The sequence below is a fragment of the Amycolatopsis sp. NPDC005003 genome (assembly GCF_053600695.1).
The window spans coordinates 13,139-33,053 of record NZ_JBSGAI010000064.1 but is presented as its reverse complement, the minus strand read 5'-3'; the positions used below and the strand labels follow the sequence as shown (position 1 = coordinate 33,053).

The window sequence follows — 19,915 nt, the reverse complement described above, 5'->3', positions numbered from 1 at the left end:
ACAGTGAACAGGAGATGGCTGGGAGTGCTGGCCGCCGCGGTGGCGGCCGCCGGCGTGGTCGCGCCGGCCGCGAGCGCGGCGCCGGGGCCGCGCGCGGCGTGCCCCGAACGGCCGGGCGTGCTGCGCTGCCTCACCACCTACACGCCGGGCGCGGCGCGCGCGTTCGGCCCGGCCGGCTGGGGTGCCGACGACCTGGCCTCGGCCTACCGGCTGCCGGACCAGGCCGGGCCGGACACCGTCGTCGGCATCTCGATCGCCTTCGACGCCCCGAACCTGGAGGCCGACCTGGCCGCCTACCGGACGCAGTACGGCCTGCCGCCGTGCACGACGGCGAACGGCTGCTTCCGCAAGGTGAACCAGCAGGGCGCGGCGGCCCCGCTGCCGGAGGTGAACTTCGGCTGGGCCCTGGAGTCCACATTGGACGTCTCGATGGTGTCGGCGGCCTGCCCCTCCTGCCGGATCCTGGTCGTGGAGGGCAACTCGCCCGGGTTCGCCGACCTCGCGGAGACCGAGGACACCGCGGTGCGCCTGGGCGCGAAAGTGGTGTCGAACAGCTACGGCGCACGGGAAGGCGGGGCTCCGCTGGCGTACGCGAGCCACTACCGGCACGCGGGCGTGACGGTGGTGGCCTCCTCCGGCGACAGCGGTTTCACCGCGGCGAGCTACCCGGCGGTCCTGGCCTCGACGGTCGCGGTCGGCGGGACTTCGCTGGCCCGCGACCCGGACTCCCCGCGCGGCTGGGCGGAGCAGGCCTGGACCTACGGCGGCAGCGGCTGTTCTGCCTACGTCTCGAAACCGGCGTGGCAGAAGGACACCCACTGCGGCAAGCGAACCGTCGCGGACGTGGCGGCGGCGGCCGAGGACATCGCGATCCACTACGCCGAGGCGGGCGGCTGGCTCCTGGCCAGCGGCACGAGCGCGTCGGCGCCGTTCGTCGCGGGCCTGATCGGCCGTTCCGGGCACGCGGGCGCCGTTCAGCCGGCGGGCGTGTACGCGAAGGCGGGTTCGTTCGTCGACGTGACCACCGGCCACAACGACCCGGCGGGCGCGGGCAAGAAGTGCGGCGGCGACTACCTGTGCGTGGCGGGCCCCGGCTACGACGCCCCGACGGGGGTCGGCGTGCCGAACGGCCTGGCGGGCTTCTGAGCGCCTGACCCGAACGGCTCTTTCCCGGCCTCGGACGTCGGGAAAGAGCCGTTCACGGGCCGCCTGGACGGCACAGCCCGCGTTCGTAGGCCAGCAGTCCCGCGCCCGTCCGGTGCACGCACCCCAGCTTCCGTACCACCCTCGCCACGTACTCGCGCACGACCGGCTCCGGCAGGTCCAGCCGCCGGGCGATCTCCGCGTTCGTCAGCGCCGCGCCCACCGCCGCGAGCACCTCGGCCTCCCGGGCCGACAGCCGGTCCACCGCCGCCATCCGTTCGTCGCGGGGGCCGGACAGCCGGCTCGCCGCCGACACCAGCCTGCGGGAGGCGTCCGGGGACAGCACCAGGTGGCCGTCCGCGGCCAGGCGCACCACCTTGAGCACGTCCCGCGGGCGGGCCGAGCGCAGCAGGAACCCCGCCGCGCCGTCGCGGAGGGCGCGCAGGATGCCCGCGTCCGAGTCGAACGTCACCAGTGCCACCACCGCCGGACGGCGCGGGAACTCCTCCGGCGGGCTCAGGCGCAGGTCCAGCAGCAGCACGTCCGGCAGCCGGCGGCGGAGGGTGACCCTGGCCGCCGTCGCGTCCGCGGCCGCGCCGACGAGCTCGACGCCGTCGGCCTCGTCGAGGACCGTGCTCAGGCGGGCTCGCACCGCCGGGTCGCGTTCGGCCACCAGGACCCGGACCGGCGGCGGGGCGAGCACCGCGTCAGTCCTTCGGCCGCAGGCGGATCAGCGGCAGGTCGGTCTTCGACGCCCCGACCAGGTCCCGGCCGCCCGGGCCGCGCAGCCGCACCTCCCGGAACCGCACCGACGACAGCTGCGCGGCTTCGATCGGGTAGACGTCGCCGTAGCGCTTGATCTTGTCCACCAGCTCCTTGCCGAGCAGCTCGACGAGCCCGGCGTGCCGGGTCGCGCCGCCGCCCAGCGGCACGTCCAGCTGCTTGCGCACCTCGGGGAACCGCTGGTCCAGCTCGACGGCCAGCTGGTGGATCGTGACGTAGGCGCGGCCGAACTCCTCGGCGTCCGGACCGGGCGGGATCTCCTCCAGCACCTTGATGAGCTTGGCGTCCATCCCGAGCTTGTCCCACAACGTCACGTCTTTTCCTCCACTCACGACCGCCGTTGGTCTACCAGAGGACCGGCACGCGGTCCACTCCCCCGGTGACACGGTTGGCCCGGACCCGGAGTTCATCCACGCCGACGGCCAGGCGCAGCCCCGGGAACCGCCGGAACAGCGCCCCGAACACGATCCGCAGCTCGGTGCGCGCCAGGCTGGCACCGATGCAGAACCAGCCACCGTAGGCGAAGGCGATGTGCCCGTTCGGCTTGCGCTCGGGGTCGAACGTCTCCGCGTCGGGGAACACGGTTTCGTCCCGGTTGGCCGCGGCGGTCGACAGGACGAGCGCGTCGCCCTTGGCGATCCGCACCCCGCCGAGCTCGACGTCCTCGTGCGCGTACCGCAGCGCCCCGAGCCCGGTCGGGGCGGCCAGCCGCAGGATCTCCTCGACGACGCCGTGCACCCGGTTTTCGGGATCGGCGGCCAGCGCGTCCCGGCGGGCGAGGTCGGTGAGCAGGTAGAGCACGCCGAGGTCGATCCGGTTGGTCGTCGTCTCGTGGCCGGCGAACAGCAGGCCGGCGGCGAGCCGGGCGAGGTCGTCGTCGCCGAACGACGGATCGTCTGACTGCGCGCGCACCAGGTCCGAGACGACGTCCTGGCCGGGATCCCGCCGTTTGGCCGCGGCGAGCCTGGTCATGTAGGCGGTGAACTCGTCGAGCGCGGCGTCCGCGCCGCCGCCGATGTCCATCCGGCTCATCCGGTCCGACAGCACCCGGAAGGTTTCGCGGTCCTCGTACGGGACGCCGAGCAGCTCGCAGATCACCAGCACCGGCAACGGGAACGACAGGTGGTCGTGCAGGTTCACGGGGTCGTCACCGTGGCGCGCCCGTTCCATGGCGTCGAAGCAGCCGTCGGCGAGTTCCTGGATCCGCCCGGCGAGCCGGCGGATCCGGTTGGCGGAGAAGGCGGGCACGAGCATCCGCCGCATCCGCGCGTGCTCGGCGTGTTCGGTCTCGTGGTCGCCTTGCGGACCGCCCAGGATCGCGGCGTCGGAAACCGACGGCGCCTCCTCCGGAGCCGGGTGCGAGCGCCCGAACCGCGGATCGGTGAAGACGGCGCGCACCTGCTCGAACCCGGTGACCAGCCAGGCGGGATCCCCGGCGGGCGTGGTCACCGCCACCACCGGTCCCTGCCGGCGCAGCACCTCGAAGAGCGGGGCGATTTCCAGGACGTTCGGCCGGTCGAACGGCAGGCGCGGGGCATCCGTGCTGGCGGTCATGGGTTTCTCCTCCCGGGCGCGCGGCCGATTCGTACGCGGACGCCGGCGGGCCGGTCACCGGCCGCCTCCCGGTCCCCCACGATCCACGGTACTCACCGAACGGGGCCACCGGCCCGGGAACGGGCCCACCCCGCCCGATCGGCCGAGCGCTTCGCGTGCAACCGCGCAACCGGGTGATTCCGTCCGGGGAGCAACGGAACCGAAGGAGGCGTCCCCATGCGCAGGCTGTCCGCTGTCCCGGCCGTGGTCCTCGTCGCCCTGGCGGCGGTGGCCTGCGGCGCCAACGCCCGGTCCGGGTCGACGTCGGCGCTGTGCTCCGCCTCCTACGAACCCCGGGAACTCGTCATGAGCGGGCCGCGGTACTCTCCCCCGCCCACTGCTTCCGAAACCGCCCCGGCCGGCAGCCGTACCACCGACGTCGCCGCCATCAAGAAGATCGCCGCCACGGCGTGCGACCTGCCGGAACCGGAGCCGGACATCGCCTGCACCGCCGACATGGGGCCCAGCTTCGAACTCCGGTTCGTCGACGTCCAGGGCCGCACGACCACCCTCACCGCCGCCGCGTTCGGCTGCCAGTTCGTCGGAGGGCTGGGGACCCCGCGGGTCGGCGCGACGCCGCTCTGGGCCGCCCTCGCCGCCGCCGGGCTGCCCGCGCCGCGCGGCCGCTGAGCCCACCGTCCACATCGGACGCTCACCGGACCACCGCGGACAGTGGTCCGGGCTACGAAAGGGCAGCGTGGAGGGCCGTCCGTACCCGAGCGGGCCCGCCGGACATTGACCTCGCCGGAGGCGCGTACCTACCGTCCGGGCACCGTTTCCGGTGGACGCGGGGCCGCCCCCGGCCCCGCGGAAGCCGCCCGCTTTCGAGGAGGTGCCATGCTGTCGAGGCGTACCTTCGTCACCGCCGGCCTGGTCGCCGCCGCGGCGAGCACGCCGCTGTGGTCCGCCGTCACCGCGCCGCGAGCCCGCGCCGCGGCGGCACTGCCGTTGACCCTGAAGAACAATTCGGGCAGCGGCACCGTCTACGCCTACATCAGTGGCGCGGACACCGCGGGCCGTCCCGGGTTCGTCACCGCCGACGGCCGGTTCCGGCCGCTGGCCAACCCCTCCGCGCCGGTGACCCCGATCCCGGACTACGCGATCCCGCTCGGCGGCCCGGGTGCCCAGGTCACGGTGACGCTGACCGACTACCTCATCGGCGGCCGGGTGTGGTTCTCGGTCGACAAGAAGATCCAGTTCTTCGTCAACCCGGGGCCCGGCCTGGTGCAGCCCGGGTTCGCCAGTGCGGACCCGAACTGGCAGACGAACTGGACGTTCTGCGAGTTCACCTACAACAGCGCGAACCTCTACGCGAACATCAGCTACGTCGACATGGTGGCGCTGCCGGTGTCGATGGCCACCACCGGTGCGGCGGGCGCGCAGTCGGTCAGCCCGCTGCCCGACGGCGCCCTCGCCGGCATCGCGGACGGCCTGCGCGCGCAGCACAACGCCGACGGCGCGCCGTGGGACCGGCTGGTCGTCACCGACGCCTCCGGCAAGGTCGTGCGGGTGCTGGCGCCCGGCCACTCCCCCGTCGACTTCGGCGGCTACTGGACGAACTACCTCAACGCGGTCTGGGACCACTACCGCACGACGCCGCTGACCATCAACGGCCAGGGCGGCATCGGCTCCTACACCGGCACGGTCAGCGGGGACGCGATCGTGTTCGCCGGCCTGAACACCAACGGCGTGCCGTTCACCAAGCCGAGCGCGGCGGACATCTTCGGCTGCGCGAGCGGGCCCCTGTACAACTCCGGCAGCGACGCCCGCGGCGCGGTCGCCGCCCGGCTGGCCGCCGCGCTGAACCGCAGCAGCCTGCTGGTGGCCGGCGGGAACAACCAGCCCGACGGCGTCGCGCCCGCGCAGTACTACCGGGACGCCACCACCAACCACTACGCCCGCCTGGTGCACCAGTACGCGTCGATCGGCTACGCCTTCCCGTACGACGACGTGGGCCCGACCGGCGCCCAGCCCGTCGACGGCCACCTCCAGGACCCGGCCCCGACGTCGTGGACGGTTTCGCTCGGACCGGGCGCGGGCGGCGGCACGACCCCGCCCGGTTCCGGCGGCACGAGCGCGTACTCGACCATCCAGGCGGAGGCCTACAACGCCCAGAACGGCACCCAGAACGAGTCGTGCGCCGACACCGGCGGCGGCGTGGACGTCGGCTGGATCGCGGACGGCGACTGGCTGAAGTACGCCCGCGTCGACTTCGGGACGAGTTCGCCGAACCAGTTCGTCGCCCGCCTCGCCTCGGGCGCGGCCGCCGGGGTCAGCGGCGCCATCCGGGCCCGCCTGGACAGCGTCACGGGCCCGGTGATCGCCGAGATCGACTTCGCGAACAACGGCGGCTGGCAGCAGTGGCAGACCGTGCCGGCCAACATCGTCGGCCCGGCCACCGGCGTGCACGACCTCTACCTGACCTTCTCCGGCGGCTCGGCGGACTTCGTCAACATCAACTGGTTCACTTTCACCCGCTAGCCGGGACCGGTGTCATCGCGCAGCCCGCGCACCGCGGGCGGACCGCGCCGCCGAGGCGACGCGGTCCGCCCGGCTACAGTGGACAGTGCACCGCCGGTTCAGCTCACCTGCAGGTCGATGCAGGCGTAGAACGCGTTCGCCGTGTCGGCGATGTTCCACACCGCCAGGACCGTCTGGCGGCCCGTGCGGCTGCCCAGGTTCACCTGGTGCGAGACCGTCGACGGCGGCTGCTGGTCGTTGCCGCTCACCTCCGCGATCTTCTGGCTGCCGATGAAGTACTGGTAGTTCGACGTGCGGTGGCGGGCGGTGAAGGTCCAGTTGAAGGTCACCGTGCGGCCGACCTTCGCGGCGCGCCAGCCCTTGCCGTTGTCGTTGAGCTCGGCGAAGCGGGACACGCCGCCGTTGCAGGACCGCAGGCCCTTGGGCCCTTCGACGCTCTGGGGTTCGTACTGGATCGCCCCGCACGACACGACGTGCTGGGCGCACTGCGCCTGCCGGCTGGCCGGCGAGCTGACGTAGCCGTGCGCGCTCGCGATCCCGGCGGGGTTGAGCACCACCAGCACCGGGGCCAGGAGGGTGCCCACGGCGGCCGCGACCAGTTTGCGGTTCATACCAGCTCCTTCGGGGACGGGCTCGCCTCCCCGCCGCCGGGCACGGCGGAGCCGCGGCCCCGGCCTCGCTGGGAGGTCCGCCGCGACGGGAAGGGTTACGAGCGAAGGAAAATTGTGGTCTAGACCATACGTCTCTTCGTTACCCGGGTCAACGGTTGGCAAAGTCTCGATCAGGGTTGGTAAGACGCCAACTGTCACCCGGTGTTCCGTTGAGCGGGACCACGACGACCGGACCGGCGGCGGGGCGCGGGGCGCGTGCCTCTAGGATCACGCCGGTGACCACCTACGACGACACGTTCGAGCACCTCGACCCCTCGGCCCTGCCGGAGCGGCAGCAGCGGATCCTGGTCGCGATCCGGGACTGGGTGGTCCGGCACGGCTACTCCCCCAGCACGCGCGAGATCGGCGAGGCCGTCGGCCTGCAGTCGACGTCGTCGGTCTCGAAGCACCTGGCGAGCCTCGAAGACAAGGGGTTCCTGCGCCGCGGCGCGACCGTTTCGCGCCCGATCGACGTGCGCGCGTTCCTCAACGGCACGGCCGCCGCCGAGGACGGCGATTCGGTGCCGGTGCCGGTGGTCGGCGACATCGCGGCCGGCACGCCGATCTCGGCGGTCGAGCACACCGACGACGTCCTCAAGCTGCCCCGCGACCTCACCGGCCGCGGCACGGTGTTCGGCCTGCGCGTCCGCGGCGACTCGATGATCGACGCGGCCATCTGCGACGGCGACATCGTCGTGGTCAAACAGCAGTCCGAGGCCCACTCGGGCCAGATCGTCGCGGCGATGATCGACGAAGAGGCGACGGTCAAGGTCTACCGCCGCCGCGACGGCCACGTGTACCTCGAGCCCCGCAACCCGGCCTACGACGTCATCGACGGCGACCGCGCGGTGATCCTCGGCGCGGTCGTGTCGGTGCTGCGCAGCGTCTGACTCACCAGGTGACCGGCAGCTCATACACGCCGTACACCGAACCGTCGTGCTTGAACGGGATCTTCCCGAGCTCGACGGCCGGCGCCAGCGTCGGGATCCGCCGGTACAGCGTGCTGTAGACGACCTGCAGCTCCAGCCGGGCCAGCGGCTGCCCGAGGCACTGGTGGACGCCGAAGCCGAAGGCCACGTGCCGGTGCGCGTCGCGGGTCAGGTCCAGCCGGTCGCCGTCCGGGAAGGCCTCCGGGTCGCGGTTGCCGATGTCGCTCGCCATGATCAGGCCCTCGCCCGCGCGGATCGTCTCCCCGGCGATTTCGATGTCCTCCAGCGCGACGCGCCGGCGCCCGTTGTGGGTGATGTTCAAGTAGCGCAACAGCTCCTCGACCGCCGACGCGACCAGCGCCGGATCGTCGCCCTCGCGCAACAGCGCCAGCTGGTCCGGGTGCTCCAGCAGGGCCAGGGTGCCGAGCGCGATCATGTTCGCCGTCGTCTCGTGGCCGGCGACGAGCAGCAGCAGGCCCATTTGCGCCGCTTCGACCCGGGTCAGCTCGCCCGCCGCGACCCGGGCGGCGACCCCGGAAAGCAGGTCGTCGGCGGGATTCTCGAGCTTCGCCCCCACCAGCCGGTCGAGGTAGCCGATCAGCGCCTGGTGCCCGGCCGCCCGCTCCTCGGGCGTCACGTCGCGGCGGACGATGACCTTGCTGTTCTCCTGGAAGAAGCCGTGGTCGGCGTACGGGACGCCGAGCAGCTCGCAGATCACCAGTGACGGCACCGGCAGCGCGAACGCCTCGACGAGGTCCACCGGCTTCGAGCCGGCCAGCAGCTCGTCGATCAGGTCGTCGACGATCCGCTGCACGGCCGGGCGCATCGCGGCGACCCGGCGGATCGTGAACGGCGCCGTCACCATCTTGCGCAGCCGCGCGTGCTCCGGGTCGTCCATCAGGATGAAGCCGAACCCGGTGCCGCCCTTCGGCAGCGGCGCGGGGCTCGGGTACCCGGGCCGGGTGATGTCGGCGCTGACCCGGCGATCCACCAGCAGCGCCCGCTGGTCGGCGTAGCGGGTCACCAGCCACGGCGTGCTGCCGTCCCACAGCCGCACGCGGGCGAGCCGGGCCTCCTCCTGCAGCGCGCGGGCGGCGGGCGGCGGGTCGAACGGACAGCCCGCGGCCCGGGTCATCGGGTACTCGGGAATCTCGGTGGTCGTCATCGTTCCTCCGCGGTGGCCGTCGGTTCGTCAGCAGTCAACCGAAGACTGCTACGCTAAGTCAAGCGACTGATTTAATTACGCTGAACCACACTTCGGAGGACCGCTCGTGCCCGATCCAGCCAGAGCCGCCGAGGAGGTCTCGCCGCGCGCGAACCTCGTCGTCGCGGTCCTCGCCCTCGCCGGCATCACCGTATCGCTGATGCAGACGCTGGTGATCCCGCTGATCCCGGCCCTGCCGGGGCTCCTGCACGCCTCCGCGGCCGATGCCACCTGGGCGATCACCGCCACCCTGCTCGCGGGCGCGGTCGCGACGCCGACCATGGGCCGGCTCGGCGACATGTACGGGAAACGGCGGATCCTGCTCATCAGCCTCGGCGCGCTGGTCGCGGGCTCGACGATCGGCGCGCTCTCCGACAGCCTCGTGCCAATGGTCGCCGGGCGGGCCCTGCAGGGCCTCGCCGCCGGCGTGATCCCGCTCGGGATCAGCATCATGCGCGACGAGCTGCCCGCCGAACGGCTCGGCTCCGCCACGGCGCTGATGAGCGCGTCGCTCGGCGTCGGCGGCGCGCTGGGCCTGCCCGCGGCGGCGTTGCTGGCCGAGAACGCCGACTGGCACGCGCTCTTCTGGACCGCGGCCGGGCTCGGCGTGGTCGTCACGGCGCTGGTCGTCGTGCTCGTGCCGGAGTCGCCGGTCCGCACCGGCGGCCGGTTCGACGTGCCGGGTGCGGCGGGCCTGTCGATCGCGCTGGTGTGCCTGCTGCTGGCCATTTCGAAGGGCGCCGACTGGGGCTGGGGCAGCGCGGCGACGCTGGGCCTGTTCACGGCCGCCGCCGTCGTCCTGCTGCTGTGGGGCCGCTGGGAGCTGCGGACCGCGCGGCCGCTGGTGGACCTGCGGACGACCGCCCGGCGCCAGGTGCTGCTGACCAACATCGCCTCCGCGGTGTTCGGCTTCGCGATGTTCGCGATGTCGCTGGTCCTGCCGCAGCTGCTGCAGCTGCCGGCCGCCACCGGGTACAGCCTCGGGAAGTCGATGCTGGCGGTGGGCCTGGTGATGGCGCCGTCCGGGCTGGTGATGATGGCACTGGCCCCGGTGTCCGCGCGCATCTCGGCCACCCGCGGCCCGAAGACGACGCTGATGCTCGGCGCGGTGGTCGTCGCCGCCGGGTACGCGCTCGGCATCGTCCTGATGAGCGCGACCTGGCACCTGGTGCTGATTTCGTGTGTCATCGGCGCCGGGATCGGGCTGGCGTACGGCGCGATGCCGGCCCTCGTCATGGGTGCCGTGCCGGTGTCGGAAACGGCGGCCGCCAACAGCCTCAACACGCTGATGCGGTCGATCGGCACGTCGGTCTCCAGCGCCACCGCGGGACTGGTCCTCGCCCGGCTGACGATCTCGTTCGGCCCGGCGACGCTGCCGTCGCAGAACGGGTTCCGGCTGGTGCTGGGCATGGGCTCGGCCGCGGCGCTGATCGCGCTGGCCGTCGCCGCGTTCCTGCCCCGCCACTCCCCGGTGCCGACGCATCCGGAACCCGCCGTCACAGCCGCCCACTGACCGACACCGACCTCCGGGGTTACACGGTCGTTCCCCGGCCCGCTCACACCCGCCCGGGCCCCTGGGAAACGTGCCGAAGCAGGCTTCGCGCACGACTGATGTTCGCCGGGACTTTGTCAGGGCCGGTGCGCGACCACCGCCAAGGTCGTGTACGGCAGCGCGAAACTTCCGCCGAGGGCGTCGATCGCCGCACCGACTTCGGAGAGGATCTCCTCCAGGGCCGCCGGCGGCAGGCGCGTCAGCCCGCCCGTCGTGGGCAGGAAGTCGAGCCACTCTTCGCGCGTGTACCTCCGCTCCCACTCGAAGGTCCAGCGGTCCGGGGCGGCCAGGCCGTCCGCCGCGGCGATGGCGTCGGCGAATCCGGTGAACATCACGTCGTAGATCTCCGCGGCCGTGCGCGTCTCGGCCGCGAACGGCAGGTCCGGCAGCACCCGGCGGCACGCCTCCGCGAACGCCTCCGCCACCTCGGCCGGCGGCTGGAACACGTGCGCGAACACCGCGAGCAGGCCGCCGGGGCGCAGGACCCGCGCCGCCTTGGACGGGCCGGCCTGCGGGTCCACCCAGTGCCAGGCCTGCCCGGCGACCACCGCGTCGAACGTGCGGCCGGCCGGTTCCCAGTCCTCGAACTTCGCCACCTCGACGTCGATTCCGCCGCGGCGGGCGAATCCGGCCATCCGCGCGTCGGGGTCGATGCCGAGGACCCGGCAGCCCGCCGCGCGGAACTGCCGCGCTTCGATCCCCGTTCCGCAGCCGACGTCGAGGATGTCGGTGCCGGGACTCTCGGCGATGATCCGGGTCACCAGATCGGCTGGATACGGCGGCCGCGCGCGGTCGTAGCGTTCGGCGTCGGTTCCGAAGGACTCCGCCATCGAGCGGGCTTCGTGGGGTTGAGTGGGCATGCGCCCACTCTAATGGGCGCTCGCCCACTAGGACAACCACCGGGCGTACCGGAGAATGGCTCCATGCCGACCGGGGTCCACCTGCGCGACGTGCGCAAGCAGCTGTTCGACGCGGCCGAGCGGGTCCTCCTCCGCGACGGCCCGAGCGCGCTGACCAGCCGGGCGGTGACGACGGAGGCCGACGTCGCCAAGGGCGTCCTGCACCGCCACTTCGCCGACTTCGACGACTTCCTGGCCGAGCTCGTCCGCGACCGCCTCGCCCGCCTGGCCGACCAGGCCGCCCTCCTGCACGCCGCGGCGGGCACCCGGACCGTCGGGGACAACCTCGTCGACGCACTGGTCGAGCTGTTCGACCCGGTCACCCTGGCCCTGACGAGCTTGCTCTTCTTCCGCGACGAGCTCCGCACCCGCCTGCGCAGACAGAGCAGCCTCCCCATCCTGACGGAGGCACACGACATGCTGGCGGGCTACTTGTCGGCGGAGCGAGAACAGGGCCGCATCGCCGCGGACGCGGAAGTCGACGCCCTGGCCCTGTCGTTGATCGGCGGTGGTCACCTGCTCTTCGCGGGCCGCCGCCGGGAAACCTTGCCCGGCAACGAAGAAGCCGAGAAAATGGTCCACACGGTCATCGCCGACGTGGTTCAGCGCCGCCTGCTGTAGGGACGGTCCGAAGGGGATCAACCGCGGAAACCGAAAGGCCCCGTCCGTGGACGGGGCCTTTCGGGTAATCGGGTGGGCGATACTGGGATCGAACCAGTGACCTCTTCGGTGTGAACGAAGCGCTCTCCCCCTGAGCTAATCGCCCGTGGTACGAACTTCCACGAAATCCGGGGGTGGACTCGTGGTGCGCGATACTGGGATTGAACCAGTGACCTCTTCCGTGTCAGGGAAGCGCTCTCCCGCTGAGCTAATCGCGCGCTGCGGAACTTCGTACTGGCGGAAGCATATCGGATGCCTCGACCGGCTTCGCAGGGGGTCCGGTGTAACGAAAACCGCCTGACAGGAGCGGTCCGAAACGGGCACACTGCGATGGACGTCCGTGTTCGGCACGGCCGTCCCGGCCGACCAGGAGAGTCCCATCCCGATGACCGAAACCGTGTCCACCCCGCCCGCCGACGTGAACCGCGCCCCGGCGCGTTCGGGACTCCTCATCGGGGTTCTCGTGCTTTCCGCGTTCGTGATGATCCTCAACGAGACGATCCTGAGTGTCGCGTTGCGCGACCTGACCGTCGACCTCCACGTGCCGACCACCACCGTGCAGTGGTTGACCAGCGGGTTCCTGCTGACGATGGCCGTCGTCATTCCCACCACCGGGTTCATGCTGGAGCGGTTCTCGCCGCGGCAGGTGTTCCTGTTCTCGCTGTCGGCGTTCAGCCTGGGCACGCTGCTGAGCGCGCTCGCGCCCGGGTTCGGGCTGCTGATGGCCGGCCGGGTGGTGCAGGCGTGCGGGACGGCGGTGATGCTGCCGCTGCTGATGACGACGGTGATGCGGCTGGTGCCGCCGGAGCGGCGCGGCGCGACGATGGGCACGATCACGATCGTCATCGCGGTCGCGCCCGCGATCGGGCCGACCATCGGCGGTGCGGTGCTGTCGCTCGGCTGGCGCTGGATGTTCTGGATCGTGCTGCCGCTGGCGATCGCCGCGCTGGTGGCCGGTGGGCTGCTGCTGCGCATCGACAGCGAACGCCGCAAGGTGCCGCTGGACGTGCCTTCGGTGCTGCTGTCGGCGATCGGGTTCGGCGGGGTGCTGTACGGCCTGTCGTCGAGCGGCGAGCAGGCCGGGGCCGAGCCGGCGGTACCGGGCTGGGTGCCGATCGTCGTCGGGGTCGTGGCGCTGGTGGTGTTCACCTGGCGGCAGCTGCGGCTGCAGCGCCGCGACCGCGCGCTGCTCGACCTGCGGCCGTTCACCCACCGCAGCTTCGTCGTCGCGCTGGTGCTGACGGCGTTGCTGTTCGTGTGCCTGATCGGCGCCGCGGCCATCCTGCTGCCGCTCTACCTGCAGACGGTGCTGCACACCAGCACGTTCGTCAGCGGGCTGGCCGTGCTGCCCGGCGGGCTGGTGCTGGGCCTGCTGGGCCGCCCGGTCGGCGCGCTGTTCGACAAGGTCGGCGGGCGCCCGCTGGTCATCCCGGGCGCGGCGGCGATGGCCGCTTCGCTGTGGCTGTTCGCGGCGCTGGGGCCGGGTTCGCCGCTCATCGCGGTGATCGGGATCCACGTGCTGATGATGGCCGGGCTGGGGCTGATGATGACGCCGCTGTTCACCGAGTCGCTCGGCGTGCTGCCCGAACACCTGTATTCGCACGGCAGCGCGATCCTCTCGACGCTGCAGCAGGTGGCGGGCGCGCTCGGCACGGCGATGTTCGTCAGCGTGGCGACGCTGGGCAGCCACGACACGGCAGCGACCGGCCCGGACGCCGCCGGCCTCCGGGCGGCGTTCATCGTCGCGGGCATCATCGGCGTGATCGCCTTCGCGGGCAGCTGGCTGATCCGGCGCGGGCCGGCCCCGCAGGCCGCGTCGCACCACTGAGGAAACTCCCGCTTCCGCTCGTCGGGCGGAAGCGGGAGTTCACTGCGGCTACCCGGCTTTCGGCGTCGCGCGGACGCCGCTGTGCAGGTACCGCTCCCCCGTCGGCAGCGTGTAGAACGTCGCCGAGATCCACGAGCGGGCGCCCGGCTCGCGGAAGACGAACTGCGACCCTCCCAGCGGGATCAGGTCGTGTTCCGTCGTCGGGTCCGGGACCAGTGCCGCGATCGGGCCGGTGACCGTCTGCCGCATGCGCAGGCCCTTCTCCCCTTCGAACACCTCGATCCGCATCGACGCCCGCTCGTAGGTCCCGGTGAACTCCGCGAAGTCGACCGACGGCGGCTCCGCGGCCGGCGCGATCGGACTCGGCAGGGCGACTCCGGCCAGCGAAGCGAAGATCTCGCGGTACAGCTCCTCGTACAGGTCGCGCGTGTTGCCGCCGTTGGCGAGCAGGGTGACGGCGAGGCCGTGCGAGGGCAGCAGCCGCAGGAACGCCGACTGCCCGATCGTGTTGCCGTCGTGGCCGATCACCCGGTGGCCGTCCCAATCGAAGCGGATCCAGCCGAGGCCCCAGGAGTCGCCCAGCGTGTGCTTGTCCGGCAGGTCCGCCTGCCACTCGGTCATCGCCGCCGCCGACGCCTCGGACAGCACGTCACCCCCGCCGGCCAGGTGCATCCGGGCGAACGCCAGGACGTCGGCCGCCGACGCCGTGATCAACCCCGCCGGGCCCGCCGAACGCGGCAGGCCCCACGCCGGAGCCGGTGACAGCGGGCCGTCACCGGCCGCGACGTGCCCCATCGCCGCTCGGTGCAGCAGCGCCTCTTCCGGCAACGTCCCCGTGTGGGTGAGACCCAGTGGGGTGAACAGCCGCTCGCGCAGGGCCGCGTCCCACGTCTGCCCGGTCAGCTTTTCGATCACCCGGCCCAGCAGCACGAACCCGGAGTTGCAGTAGGACAGCGTCGCCCCGAGCGGGTGATTCTGCGCGACTTCCTCCAGCAGGCCCACGAACTTTTCGAGGCAGTCGTCGCCGCGGCCGGTGTCGGTGAAGACGTCGCCGTCGATTCCACTCGTGTGGGTGAGCAGGTGCCGCAACGTCACCTGCTTGGTGACGTCGGGGTCGGCCAGCCGCAGCTCGGGCAGCACGTCGGCGATCGGCGCGTCCAGCTTCAGCAGGCCCTCGTCGACCAGCTGCATCGCCACCGTCGCCGTCCACACCTTGGTGATCGAGCCGATCTGGAACACCGAGTCGTCGGTGACCGCCACCCCGGTCGCGGTGTTCAGCACGCCGTGGCTCGCCAGCACCCGGTCGTCGCCGCGCTGGATGCCCAGCGCCGCCCCGGGCACCCGGTGCTTGCGCGCGAGCGCGGCCAGGCGCCGCCGCCAGTGCGCCGCGTCCAGTGGCACCCGCGCCGGCTGGCCCGGCTCGCCCGCGTACTGCGCAACCCAGTCGACGATCCGCCGGTTGAAGTCCAGCCGGTGCGAGGGCTTCCCGTCCAGGATGAACAGGTGCGACGCGTCGGGGTACAGCACCAGGCGCGCGGGCACGCCGTGCTCGCGCAGCGCGGTGAACCACTGCTCGGCCTGCCCGGCCGGGCACCGCTCGTCGGCGGCGCCCTGCACCACCAGGGTCGGCGTGCGCACCTTTTCCACCTGGGCCAGCGGGGAAAGCGCCGCGTAGTGGGCCCGGTTCTCCGACGGGATCGCGCCGAGTTCGGCGACGCCGAGGTAGTGGCCGGCGTCGGACGTGCCGGCCATGCTGACCACGTCGCTGACGACCCCGCCCGCGACAGCCGCGGCGAAGCGGTCGTCCCGGCTGGTGAGGTAGCAGGTCATGAAGCCGCCGTAGCTGTACCCGGTCACGGCGAGCCGCCGCGGGTCGGCCACGCCCTCGGCGACGAGGGCGTCCAGCGGCTCGAGGAAGTCCCGGGCATCGGCCACGCCCCAGGCGCCGACCGCCGCGGTGTAGAACGCTTCGCCGTAGCCGTCGCTGCCGCGCGGGTTGAGCAGCAGCACCGCCCAGCCGCGCGCGACGAGTTCCTGGTGGTAGAGGTGCACGGCGTCGGCGGTGCCGTTCCACGCGTTGTGCGGGCCGCCGTGGATGTCGAGCAACAGCGGGAGCGGCCCGGTGCGGGCGGGGTCGCGCAGCAGCCGGCCGGCCACGACCGTGCCGTCGGAGACGGTGAACTGCCGCTCGTCGGACACGAACGGCTCGAGGTCGGCGGGGCCGTGCGCAGTGCGCACCTCGACCTCGCCGCCCGTGAGGCCGACCGTCGCGATCTGACCGTAGGACGTCGGCGTGGCCAGCACGATCGCCGCCGTGTCCCCGGCGACGGACATCGCCACCACGGCGGTCCCGGTGCCGCCGGCGACGAGCCGTGGCTCGCCTCCGCCGAGATCGACCGCGTAGAGGTGGGTGTAGCCGCGGTCGCGCGCGCAGAACAGCACGGTGTCGCCGGTGAGCTGCGGGAGCGCGCCGGGGTAACCGGGTGCCCCCGGCATGACGTTCCGGTCGAGCGGCGCCGCCAGGTCGGTGGTTTCGCCGCCGTCGAGGGGAATCCGCAGCAGCCCGAGGTGCCCGGGCGCGGTGTCTCGGCGGCCGACGACCAGCAGCGCGGTGCCGTCGGCGGTCCAGGTGACCGTGCCGCACACGCCGTCGCCGGAACCGACCAGGCGGGGCTCGCCGCCGGGTTCGACGACGTACGCGCCGGAGCGGAACGTCAGGTCGGCGTCCGCGTCCGGGCCCGCGGGGAAAGCCAGGAGCGAGCCGTCGGGTGACCACGCCGGGTCTCCCGCGTGCCAGTCCCCCGCCGTCACCTGCCGGACCTCGCCGGTGGCGACGTCGAGCACGTGGACGTGCTTGCGCAGCGTCCGCAGCAATCCGGCGCCGTCGGCCTTGAAGTCGAGCCGGTCGGCGACCACCGGGGCGCCCGCGCGGCGGGCCCGGGCGGCGTCGTCCTCACCCTCGTCCGCGGCGAGGTCGACCGGCGCGGCGAAGGCGATCTCGGCGCCGTCCGGCCGCCAGACCGGGGTGCCCGCGCCGAGCGGGAGGGTGGTGACCTGTTCGGGCTCGCCGCCGTCCGCGGGGAGCAGCCACAGCTGGGCCGGGCCGTCCTGGGCGCGCAGGAACGCCAGGCGCGTGCCGTCCGGCGACCACGCCGGTTCCAGGTCGGCCGGGCCGCGGGTGAGCCGGCGCGCCTCGCCGCCGGCGGTGGGGACGAGCCAGAGCGAACGGACGTCGGTGTCCTTCTCACGGTCGGTGGTGCGCAGCACGTACGCGATCCGGCTGCCGTCGGGCGAAATCGCCGGGTGCTCGGGGAACTCGAAGGCAGCGAGGTCGTCGATGCCGGGACGTCGGGTCATGCGGAACTCCTCGTGGGACGGGTCGCGGCGAAGTGGCACGCCGCGGAGTGGGGCCGGCCCGCGGCGTCGCCGGCCGGGTCGGCGGTGACGCAGACGGTGCGGTCGGGGTGCACGAGCGGCCCGATCGGGCAGCGCGGGTGGTAGCGGCAGCCGGACGGCGGGTGGTGCGGGTCGGCGGGTTCGGTGTCGGCGAGCGCGGCAGCGCCGGTTTCGGTGTCTTCGAGCAGGCCCCGGTGCGCCGACGGCGCGGCGCCCAGCAGGTCCCGCGTGTAGGGGTGCTGCGGATCGGTGAGGACCTGCTCCGCGGGCCCGGCTTCGACGATCCGGCCGAGGTACAGCACCGCGACGACGTCGCTGACGTACCGCACCACGGCGAGGTTGTGCGAGATGAACAGCATCGACAGCGCCAGCCGCCGCTGCACGTCCCGGACCAGGTTCAGCACGGCGCCCTGCACCGAGACGTCGAGGGCCGAGGTGATCTCGTCGGCGATCAGCACCTTCGGCCGCCCGGCCAGCGCCCTGGCGAGCGCGACGCGCTGCCGTTGCCCGCCGGAGAGCCGCCCGGGCAGCGCCGTCGCGCGGTCCGGGTCGAGGTGCACCAGTTCGAGCAGCCGGGCGACCTCGGCCCGGCGTTCCGCGCGGGAGGTCCCCGGCGGCATCGCCTCGGTGATCGACTCGCCGATCGCCATCCGCGGGTCCAGTGACGAATACGGGTCCTGGAACACCATCTGCAACGGGCGGCGCCGCGGCAGCCGCCGCACGTCGACGCCGTCGAGCAGGACCCGGCCCGCGCTGACCGGCGCGAGCCCGGCGGCCGCCCGGGCGAGCGTCGACTTGCCGGAGCCGGACTCGCCGACCAGGCCGACGACCTGTCCGGAAGGGACGGTCAGGCTGACGCCGTCGACCGCGGTCAGCTTGCCGTAGCGGACGCTGACGCCGTCGAACTCCAGAGCACTCACGCGGCGCCCTCCTCGTGCGACCGTCCGGAAAGGACGGTGACCTGCGGATGCCAGCAGGCGACCAGGTGGCCGCGGCGATCCGTGGCTTCGAGCACCGGGTCTTCGGCGCGGCAGCGCTCCGAGGCCAGCGGGCACCGGGCCGCGAAGGCGCACCCCTCGGGCACCTGGTCGGGTTCCGGCGGGCGGCCGGGGATCACGTCCAGGGGCCGGTCGCGGTCGGTCTCGAGGTCGACCGTCGTGGCCAGCAGCGCTCGCGTGTAGGGATGCTGGGCCGGGTTCCCGGGCGGCAGGTCTTCGACGATCCGGCCGGCGTACATCACCAGCATCCGTTCGCACGTCTGGGAAACCACGGCGATGTCGTGGCTGATCAGCAGGATCGCCGCACCCTCGGCTTCGCGCGTGCGGGCCAGCAGGCGCAGCACCTGCCGCTGCACGGTGACGTCGAGCGCGGTCGTCGGCTCGTCGGCGACGATCAGCTTCGGCCGGCCCATCAGGCCCATGCCGATCATCGCCCGCTGCCGCATGCCGCCGGAGAACTCGTGCGGGTACTGCCGGGCGCGCTGCCCGGCGGCCGGGACGCGCACCGCGGCCAGCCGGTCCACCGCGCGGGCGAACGCCTCGCGCCGGGACAGGCCGTGGTGCTGCTCGGACACCTCGGCCAGCTGCCCGCCGACGCGGCGGGCGGGGTTGAACGACGTCATCGGGTCCTGGAACACCATGGCCAGCGCGGTGCCGAGTTCCCGGTCCGGCGCCTCCGCCAACGGCGTCCCGGCGAACTCGAGCCGGTCGGCGGTGACCACGCCCGGCGCTTCGACCAAGCGGGACACGGCCAGCGCGGTCAGGCTCTTGCCCGAGCCGGATTCGCCGACCACGCCGATCGCTTCCCCGGCGCGGACGCTGAAGCTGACTCCGCGCACCGGAACCGTCCAGCCGTCCGGGCCGGGGAACGCCACCCGGAGGTTCTCCACCACGAGCACGGCGTCCGCGGGCGGCTCGCCGAGCGCGGGCCGCGCCGGCGGCAGCGGGGGCGCGGCACGCCGGGTCACCCGCGTCCGGACCGCGACCACCGAAGCGACCGTCTCGCCGGCCAGGTTGAACGCCAGCCCGGCGAGCACCACCGCCGCGGCCGGGCCGAGCGCGGCCGCGGGGTTGACGTAAATGCCGTCCAGACCCTCGCGCAGGAGCCGCCCCCAGTCGTAGTCCGGCGCCTGCACGCCGATCCCGAGGAACGACAGCCCGGCGAAGGCCAGCAACGCCGAGCCCGCCCCGATGGCCGCGTTGACGACCAGCGGCTCGCCGATGTTCGGCAGCACGTGCCGGGCCAGCAGGCGGACCCGGCCGACGCCGGCGATCCGGGCCGCGGCCACGTAGTCGCGGCCGCTCACCGACGCCGACAGCGTCTGCACGAGCCGGGCGAATCCCGGCGCGGTCGCGAACCCGATGGCCAGCACCGCGCCGTGCGTGCCGACGCCGAAGATCACCGCCAGGAACAGCGCCAGCAGCAGCCCGGGGAACGCGACGGCGATGTCGACGACCGCCGTGAGCAGCCGGCCCACGCGGCGCGGCAGCACCGACGGCAGTGTCCCGAGCACGACGCCGGTGCCGACGCCGATCGCGGTCGCGAGCACGGCCAGCCCGACCGAGAGCCGGGTCGCCACCAGGGTGCGCAGCAGCAGGTCGCGGCCGAGCGAGTCGGTGCCGAACGGGTGCGCCCCGGACGGGCCCTGCCCGATCGCGTCGGTGTCGATCGCGGCCGCGCCGTCGCGCAGGAGGACCGGGGCCAGCGCCGCCAGCGCGACGACCAGGGCCAGCAGCACCGCCGAGCAGGCACCCACCGGCGTGCGCAGGGCCGCCGTCCACGTTCCGCGTCGCGCCAT

Annotated in this window: 16 protein-coding genes and 2 tRNA genes; 7 read left to right on the top strand and 11 right to left on the bottom strand. The window is 73.3% G+C overall.

Features of this window, described 5'->3' with window-relative positions; translation table 11 throughout:
* The first annotated feature begins 3 nt into the window (after positions 1-3).
* Entirely contained in the window at positions 4-1,146 is a 1,143-nt protein-coding gene (locus tag ACWED2_RS43690) for a S53 family peptidase (RefSeq protein ID WP_449696402.1), read from the top strand.
* A gap of 52 nt (positions 1,147-1,198) precedes the next feature.
* On the opposite strand, the gene ACWED2_RS43685 is transcribed toward ACWED2_RS43690, so the two are convergent.
* Genes ACWED2_RS43685 through ACWED2_RS43675 form a run of 3 tightly spaced genes read right to left on the bottom strand, consistent with a single transcriptional unit; the run spans position 1,199 to position 3,480 of the window.
* A complete protein-coding gene (locus ACWED2_RS43685; protein ID WP_449696401.1) occupies positions 1,199-1,846 on the bottom strand; it encodes a LuxR C-terminal-related transcriptional regulator in 648 nt (215 codons plus the stop codon).
* A 4-nt stretch (positions 1,847-1,850) separates the two neighbouring features.
* Complete coding sequence (locus tag ACWED2_RS43680; protein WP_449666334.1) at positions 1,851-2,240, bottom strand: hypothetical protein; 390 nt, start codon at positions 2,238-2,240, stop codon at positions 1,851-1,853.
* 31 nt (positions 2,241-2,271) lie between these two features.
* Entirely contained in the window at positions 2,272-3,480 is a 1,209-nt protein-coding gene (locus ACWED2_RS43675; RefSeq protein ID WP_449696400.1) for a cytochrome P450, read from the bottom strand.
* A gap of 216 nt (positions 3,481-3,696) precedes the next feature.
* Between ACWED2_RS43675 and ACWED2_RS43670 the strand changes: the two genes are divergently transcribed.
* Both ACWED2_RS43670 and ACWED2_RS43665 read left to right on the top strand, forming a co-directional pair.
* On the top strand, positions 3,697-4,149 hold the full coding sequence (locus tag ACWED2_RS43670; RefSeq protein ID WP_449696399.1) for a hypothetical protein: 453 nt from the start codon (positions 3,697-3,699) through the stop codon (positions 4,147-4,149).
* 207 nt (positions 4,150-4,356) lie between these two features.
* A complete protein-coding gene (locus tag ACWED2_RS43665) occupies positions 4,357-6,000 on the top strand; it encodes a beta-1,3-glucanase family protein (protein ID WP_449696398.1) in 1,644 nt (547 codons plus the stop codon).
* Positions 6,001-6,098: 98 nt separating this feature from the next.
* On the opposite strand, the gene ACWED2_RS43660 is transcribed toward ACWED2_RS43665, so the two are convergent.
* Positions 6,099-6,611 carry a lytic polysaccharide monooxygenase auxiliary activity family 9 protein gene (locus ACWED2_RS43660; RefSeq protein ID WP_449696397.1) on the bottom strand — a complete coding sequence of 171 codons (513 nt, stop codon included), beginning with the start codon at positions 6,609-6,611 and terminating at the stop codon, positions 6,099-6,101.
* Positions 6,612-6,886: 275 nt separating this feature from the next.
* On the opposite strand from ACWED2_RS43660, the gene lexA reads away from it, so the two are divergent.
* Positions 6,887-7,540: a transcriptional repressor LexA gene (gene lexA, locus ACWED2_RS43655; protein ID WP_449696396.1), complete on the top strand. Its 654-nt coding sequence runs from the start codon at positions 6,887-6,889 to the stop codon at positions 7,538-7,540.
* A gap of 1 nt (position 7,541) precedes the next feature.
* Here lexA and ACWED2_RS43650 read toward each other — a convergent pair whose 3' ends face one another.
* Entirely contained in the window at positions 7,542-8,744 is a 1,203-nt protein-coding gene (locus tag ACWED2_RS43650; RefSeq protein WP_449696395.1) for a cytochrome P450, read from the bottom strand.
* A 106-nt stretch (positions 8,745-8,850) separates the two neighbouring features.
* Between ACWED2_RS43650 and ACWED2_RS43645 the strand changes: the two genes are divergently transcribed.
* Entirely contained in the window at positions 8,851-10,296 is a 1,446-nt protein-coding gene (locus ACWED2_RS43645; RefSeq protein WP_449696394.1) for an MFS transporter, read from the top strand.
* Positions 10,297-10,412: 116 nt separating this feature from the next.
* Here the strand turns inward: ACWED2_RS43645 and ACWED2_RS43640 are convergent, their stop codons facing one another.
* The gene (locus tag ACWED2_RS43640) at positions 10,413-11,165 is read right to left on the bottom strand and encodes a class I SAM-dependent methyltransferase (RefSeq protein ID WP_449696410.1); all 753 of its coding nucleotides are present in this window, start codon (positions 11,163-11,165) and stop codon (positions 10,413-10,415) included.
* A 93-nt stretch (positions 11,166-11,258) separates the two neighbouring features.
* Here ACWED2_RS43640 and ACWED2_RS43635 point away from each other — a divergent pair, with 93 nt between their 5' ends.
* Entirely contained in the window at positions 11,259-11,855 is a 597-nt protein-coding gene (locus ACWED2_RS43635) for a TetR/AcrR family transcriptional regulator (RefSeq protein WP_449696393.1), read from the top strand.
* A 73-nt stretch (positions 11,856-11,928) separates the two neighbouring features.
* On the opposite strand, the gene ACWED2_RS43630 is transcribed toward ACWED2_RS43635, so the two are convergent.
* Positions 11,929-12,000, bottom strand: a tRNA-Val gene (locus tag ACWED2_RS43630).
* Between the two features lie 37 nt (positions 12,001-12,037).
* Positions 12,038-12,112: transfer RNA gene (locus ACWED2_RS43625), tRNA-Val, on the bottom strand.
* Between the two features lie 167 nt (positions 12,113-12,279).
* On the opposite strand from ACWED2_RS43625, the gene ACWED2_RS43620 reads away from it, so the two are divergent.
* Positions 12,280-13,722 (top strand): DHA2 family efflux MFS transporter permease subunit, encoded by a 1,443-nt coding sequence (locus ACWED2_RS43620; protein WP_449696392.1) that lies wholly within the window; start codon positions 12,280-12,282, stop codon positions 13,720-13,722.
* 48 nt (positions 13,723-13,770) lie between these two features.
* Here ACWED2_RS43620 and ACWED2_RS43615 read toward each other — a convergent pair whose 3' ends face one another.
* Genes ACWED2_RS43615 through ACWED2_RS43605 form a run of 3 tightly spaced genes read right to left on the bottom strand, consistent with a single transcriptional unit; the run spans position 13,771 to position 19,915 of the window.
* On the bottom strand, positions 13,771-17,079 hold the full coding sequence (locus ACWED2_RS43615) for a serine hydrolase (protein ID WP_449696391.1): 3,309 nt from the start codon (positions 17,077-17,079) through the stop codon (positions 13,771-13,773).
* Positions 17,076-18,038, bottom strand: a complete 963-nt coding sequence (locus ACWED2_RS43610; RefSeq protein ID WP_449696390.1) for an ABC transporter ATP-binding protein — start codon at positions 18,036-18,038, stop codon at positions 17,076-17,078. The genes ACWED2_RS43615 and ACWED2_RS43610 overlap by 4 nt, the downstream gene beginning before the upstream one ends.
* Entirely contained in the window at positions 18,035-19,915 is a 1,881-nt protein-coding gene (locus ACWED2_RS43605; protein WP_449696389.1) for a dipeptide/oligopeptide/nickel ABC transporter permease/ATP-binding protein, read from the bottom strand. The genes ACWED2_RS43610 and ACWED2_RS43605 overlap by 4 nt, the downstream gene beginning before the upstream one ends.

Bases quoted from the DNA above. Each gene is read 5' to 3' on its own strand.
- ACWED2_RS43675 (WP_449696400.1), bottom strand. From the start codon at position 3,480: ATGACCGCCAGCACGGATGCCCCGCGCCTGCCGTTCGACCGGCCGAAC.
- ACWED2_RS43670 (WP_449696399.1), top strand. From the start codon at position 3,697: ATGCGCAGGCTGTCCGCTGTCCCGGCCGTGGTCCTCGTCGCCCTGGCG.
- ACWED2_RS43665 (WP_449696398.1), top strand. From the start codon at position 4,357: ATGCTGTCGAGGCGTACCTTCGTCACCGCCGGCCTGGTCGCCGCCGCG.
- ACWED2_RS43660 (WP_449696397.1), bottom strand. From the start codon at position 6,611: ATGAACCGCAAACTGGTCGCGGCCGCCGTGGGCACCCTCCTGGCCCCG.
- ACWED2_RS43650 (WP_449696395.1), bottom strand. From the start codon at position 8,744: ATGACGACCACCGAGATTCCCGAGTACCCGATGACCCGGGCCGCGGGC.
- ACWED2_RS43640 (WP_449696410.1), bottom strand. From the start codon at position 11,165: ATGGCGGAGTCCTTCGGAACCGACGCCGAACGCTACGACCGCGCGCGG.
- ACWED2_RS43635 (WP_449696393.1), top strand. From the start codon at position 11,259: ATGCCGACCGGGGTCCACCTGCGCGACGTGCGCAAGCAGCTGTTCGAC.
- ACWED2_RS43620 (WP_449696392.1), top strand. From the start codon at position 12,280: ATGACCGAAACCGTGTCCACCCCGCCCGCCGACGTGAACCGCGCCCCG.
- ACWED2_RS43615 (WP_449696391.1), bottom strand. From the start codon at position 17,079: ATGACCCGACGTCCCGGCATCGACGACCTCGCTGCCTTCGAGTTCCCC.
- ACWED2_RS43605 (WP_449696389.1), bottom strand. From the start codon at position 19,915: ATGGCGCGACGCGGAACGTGGACGGCGGCCCTGCGCACGCCGGTGGGT.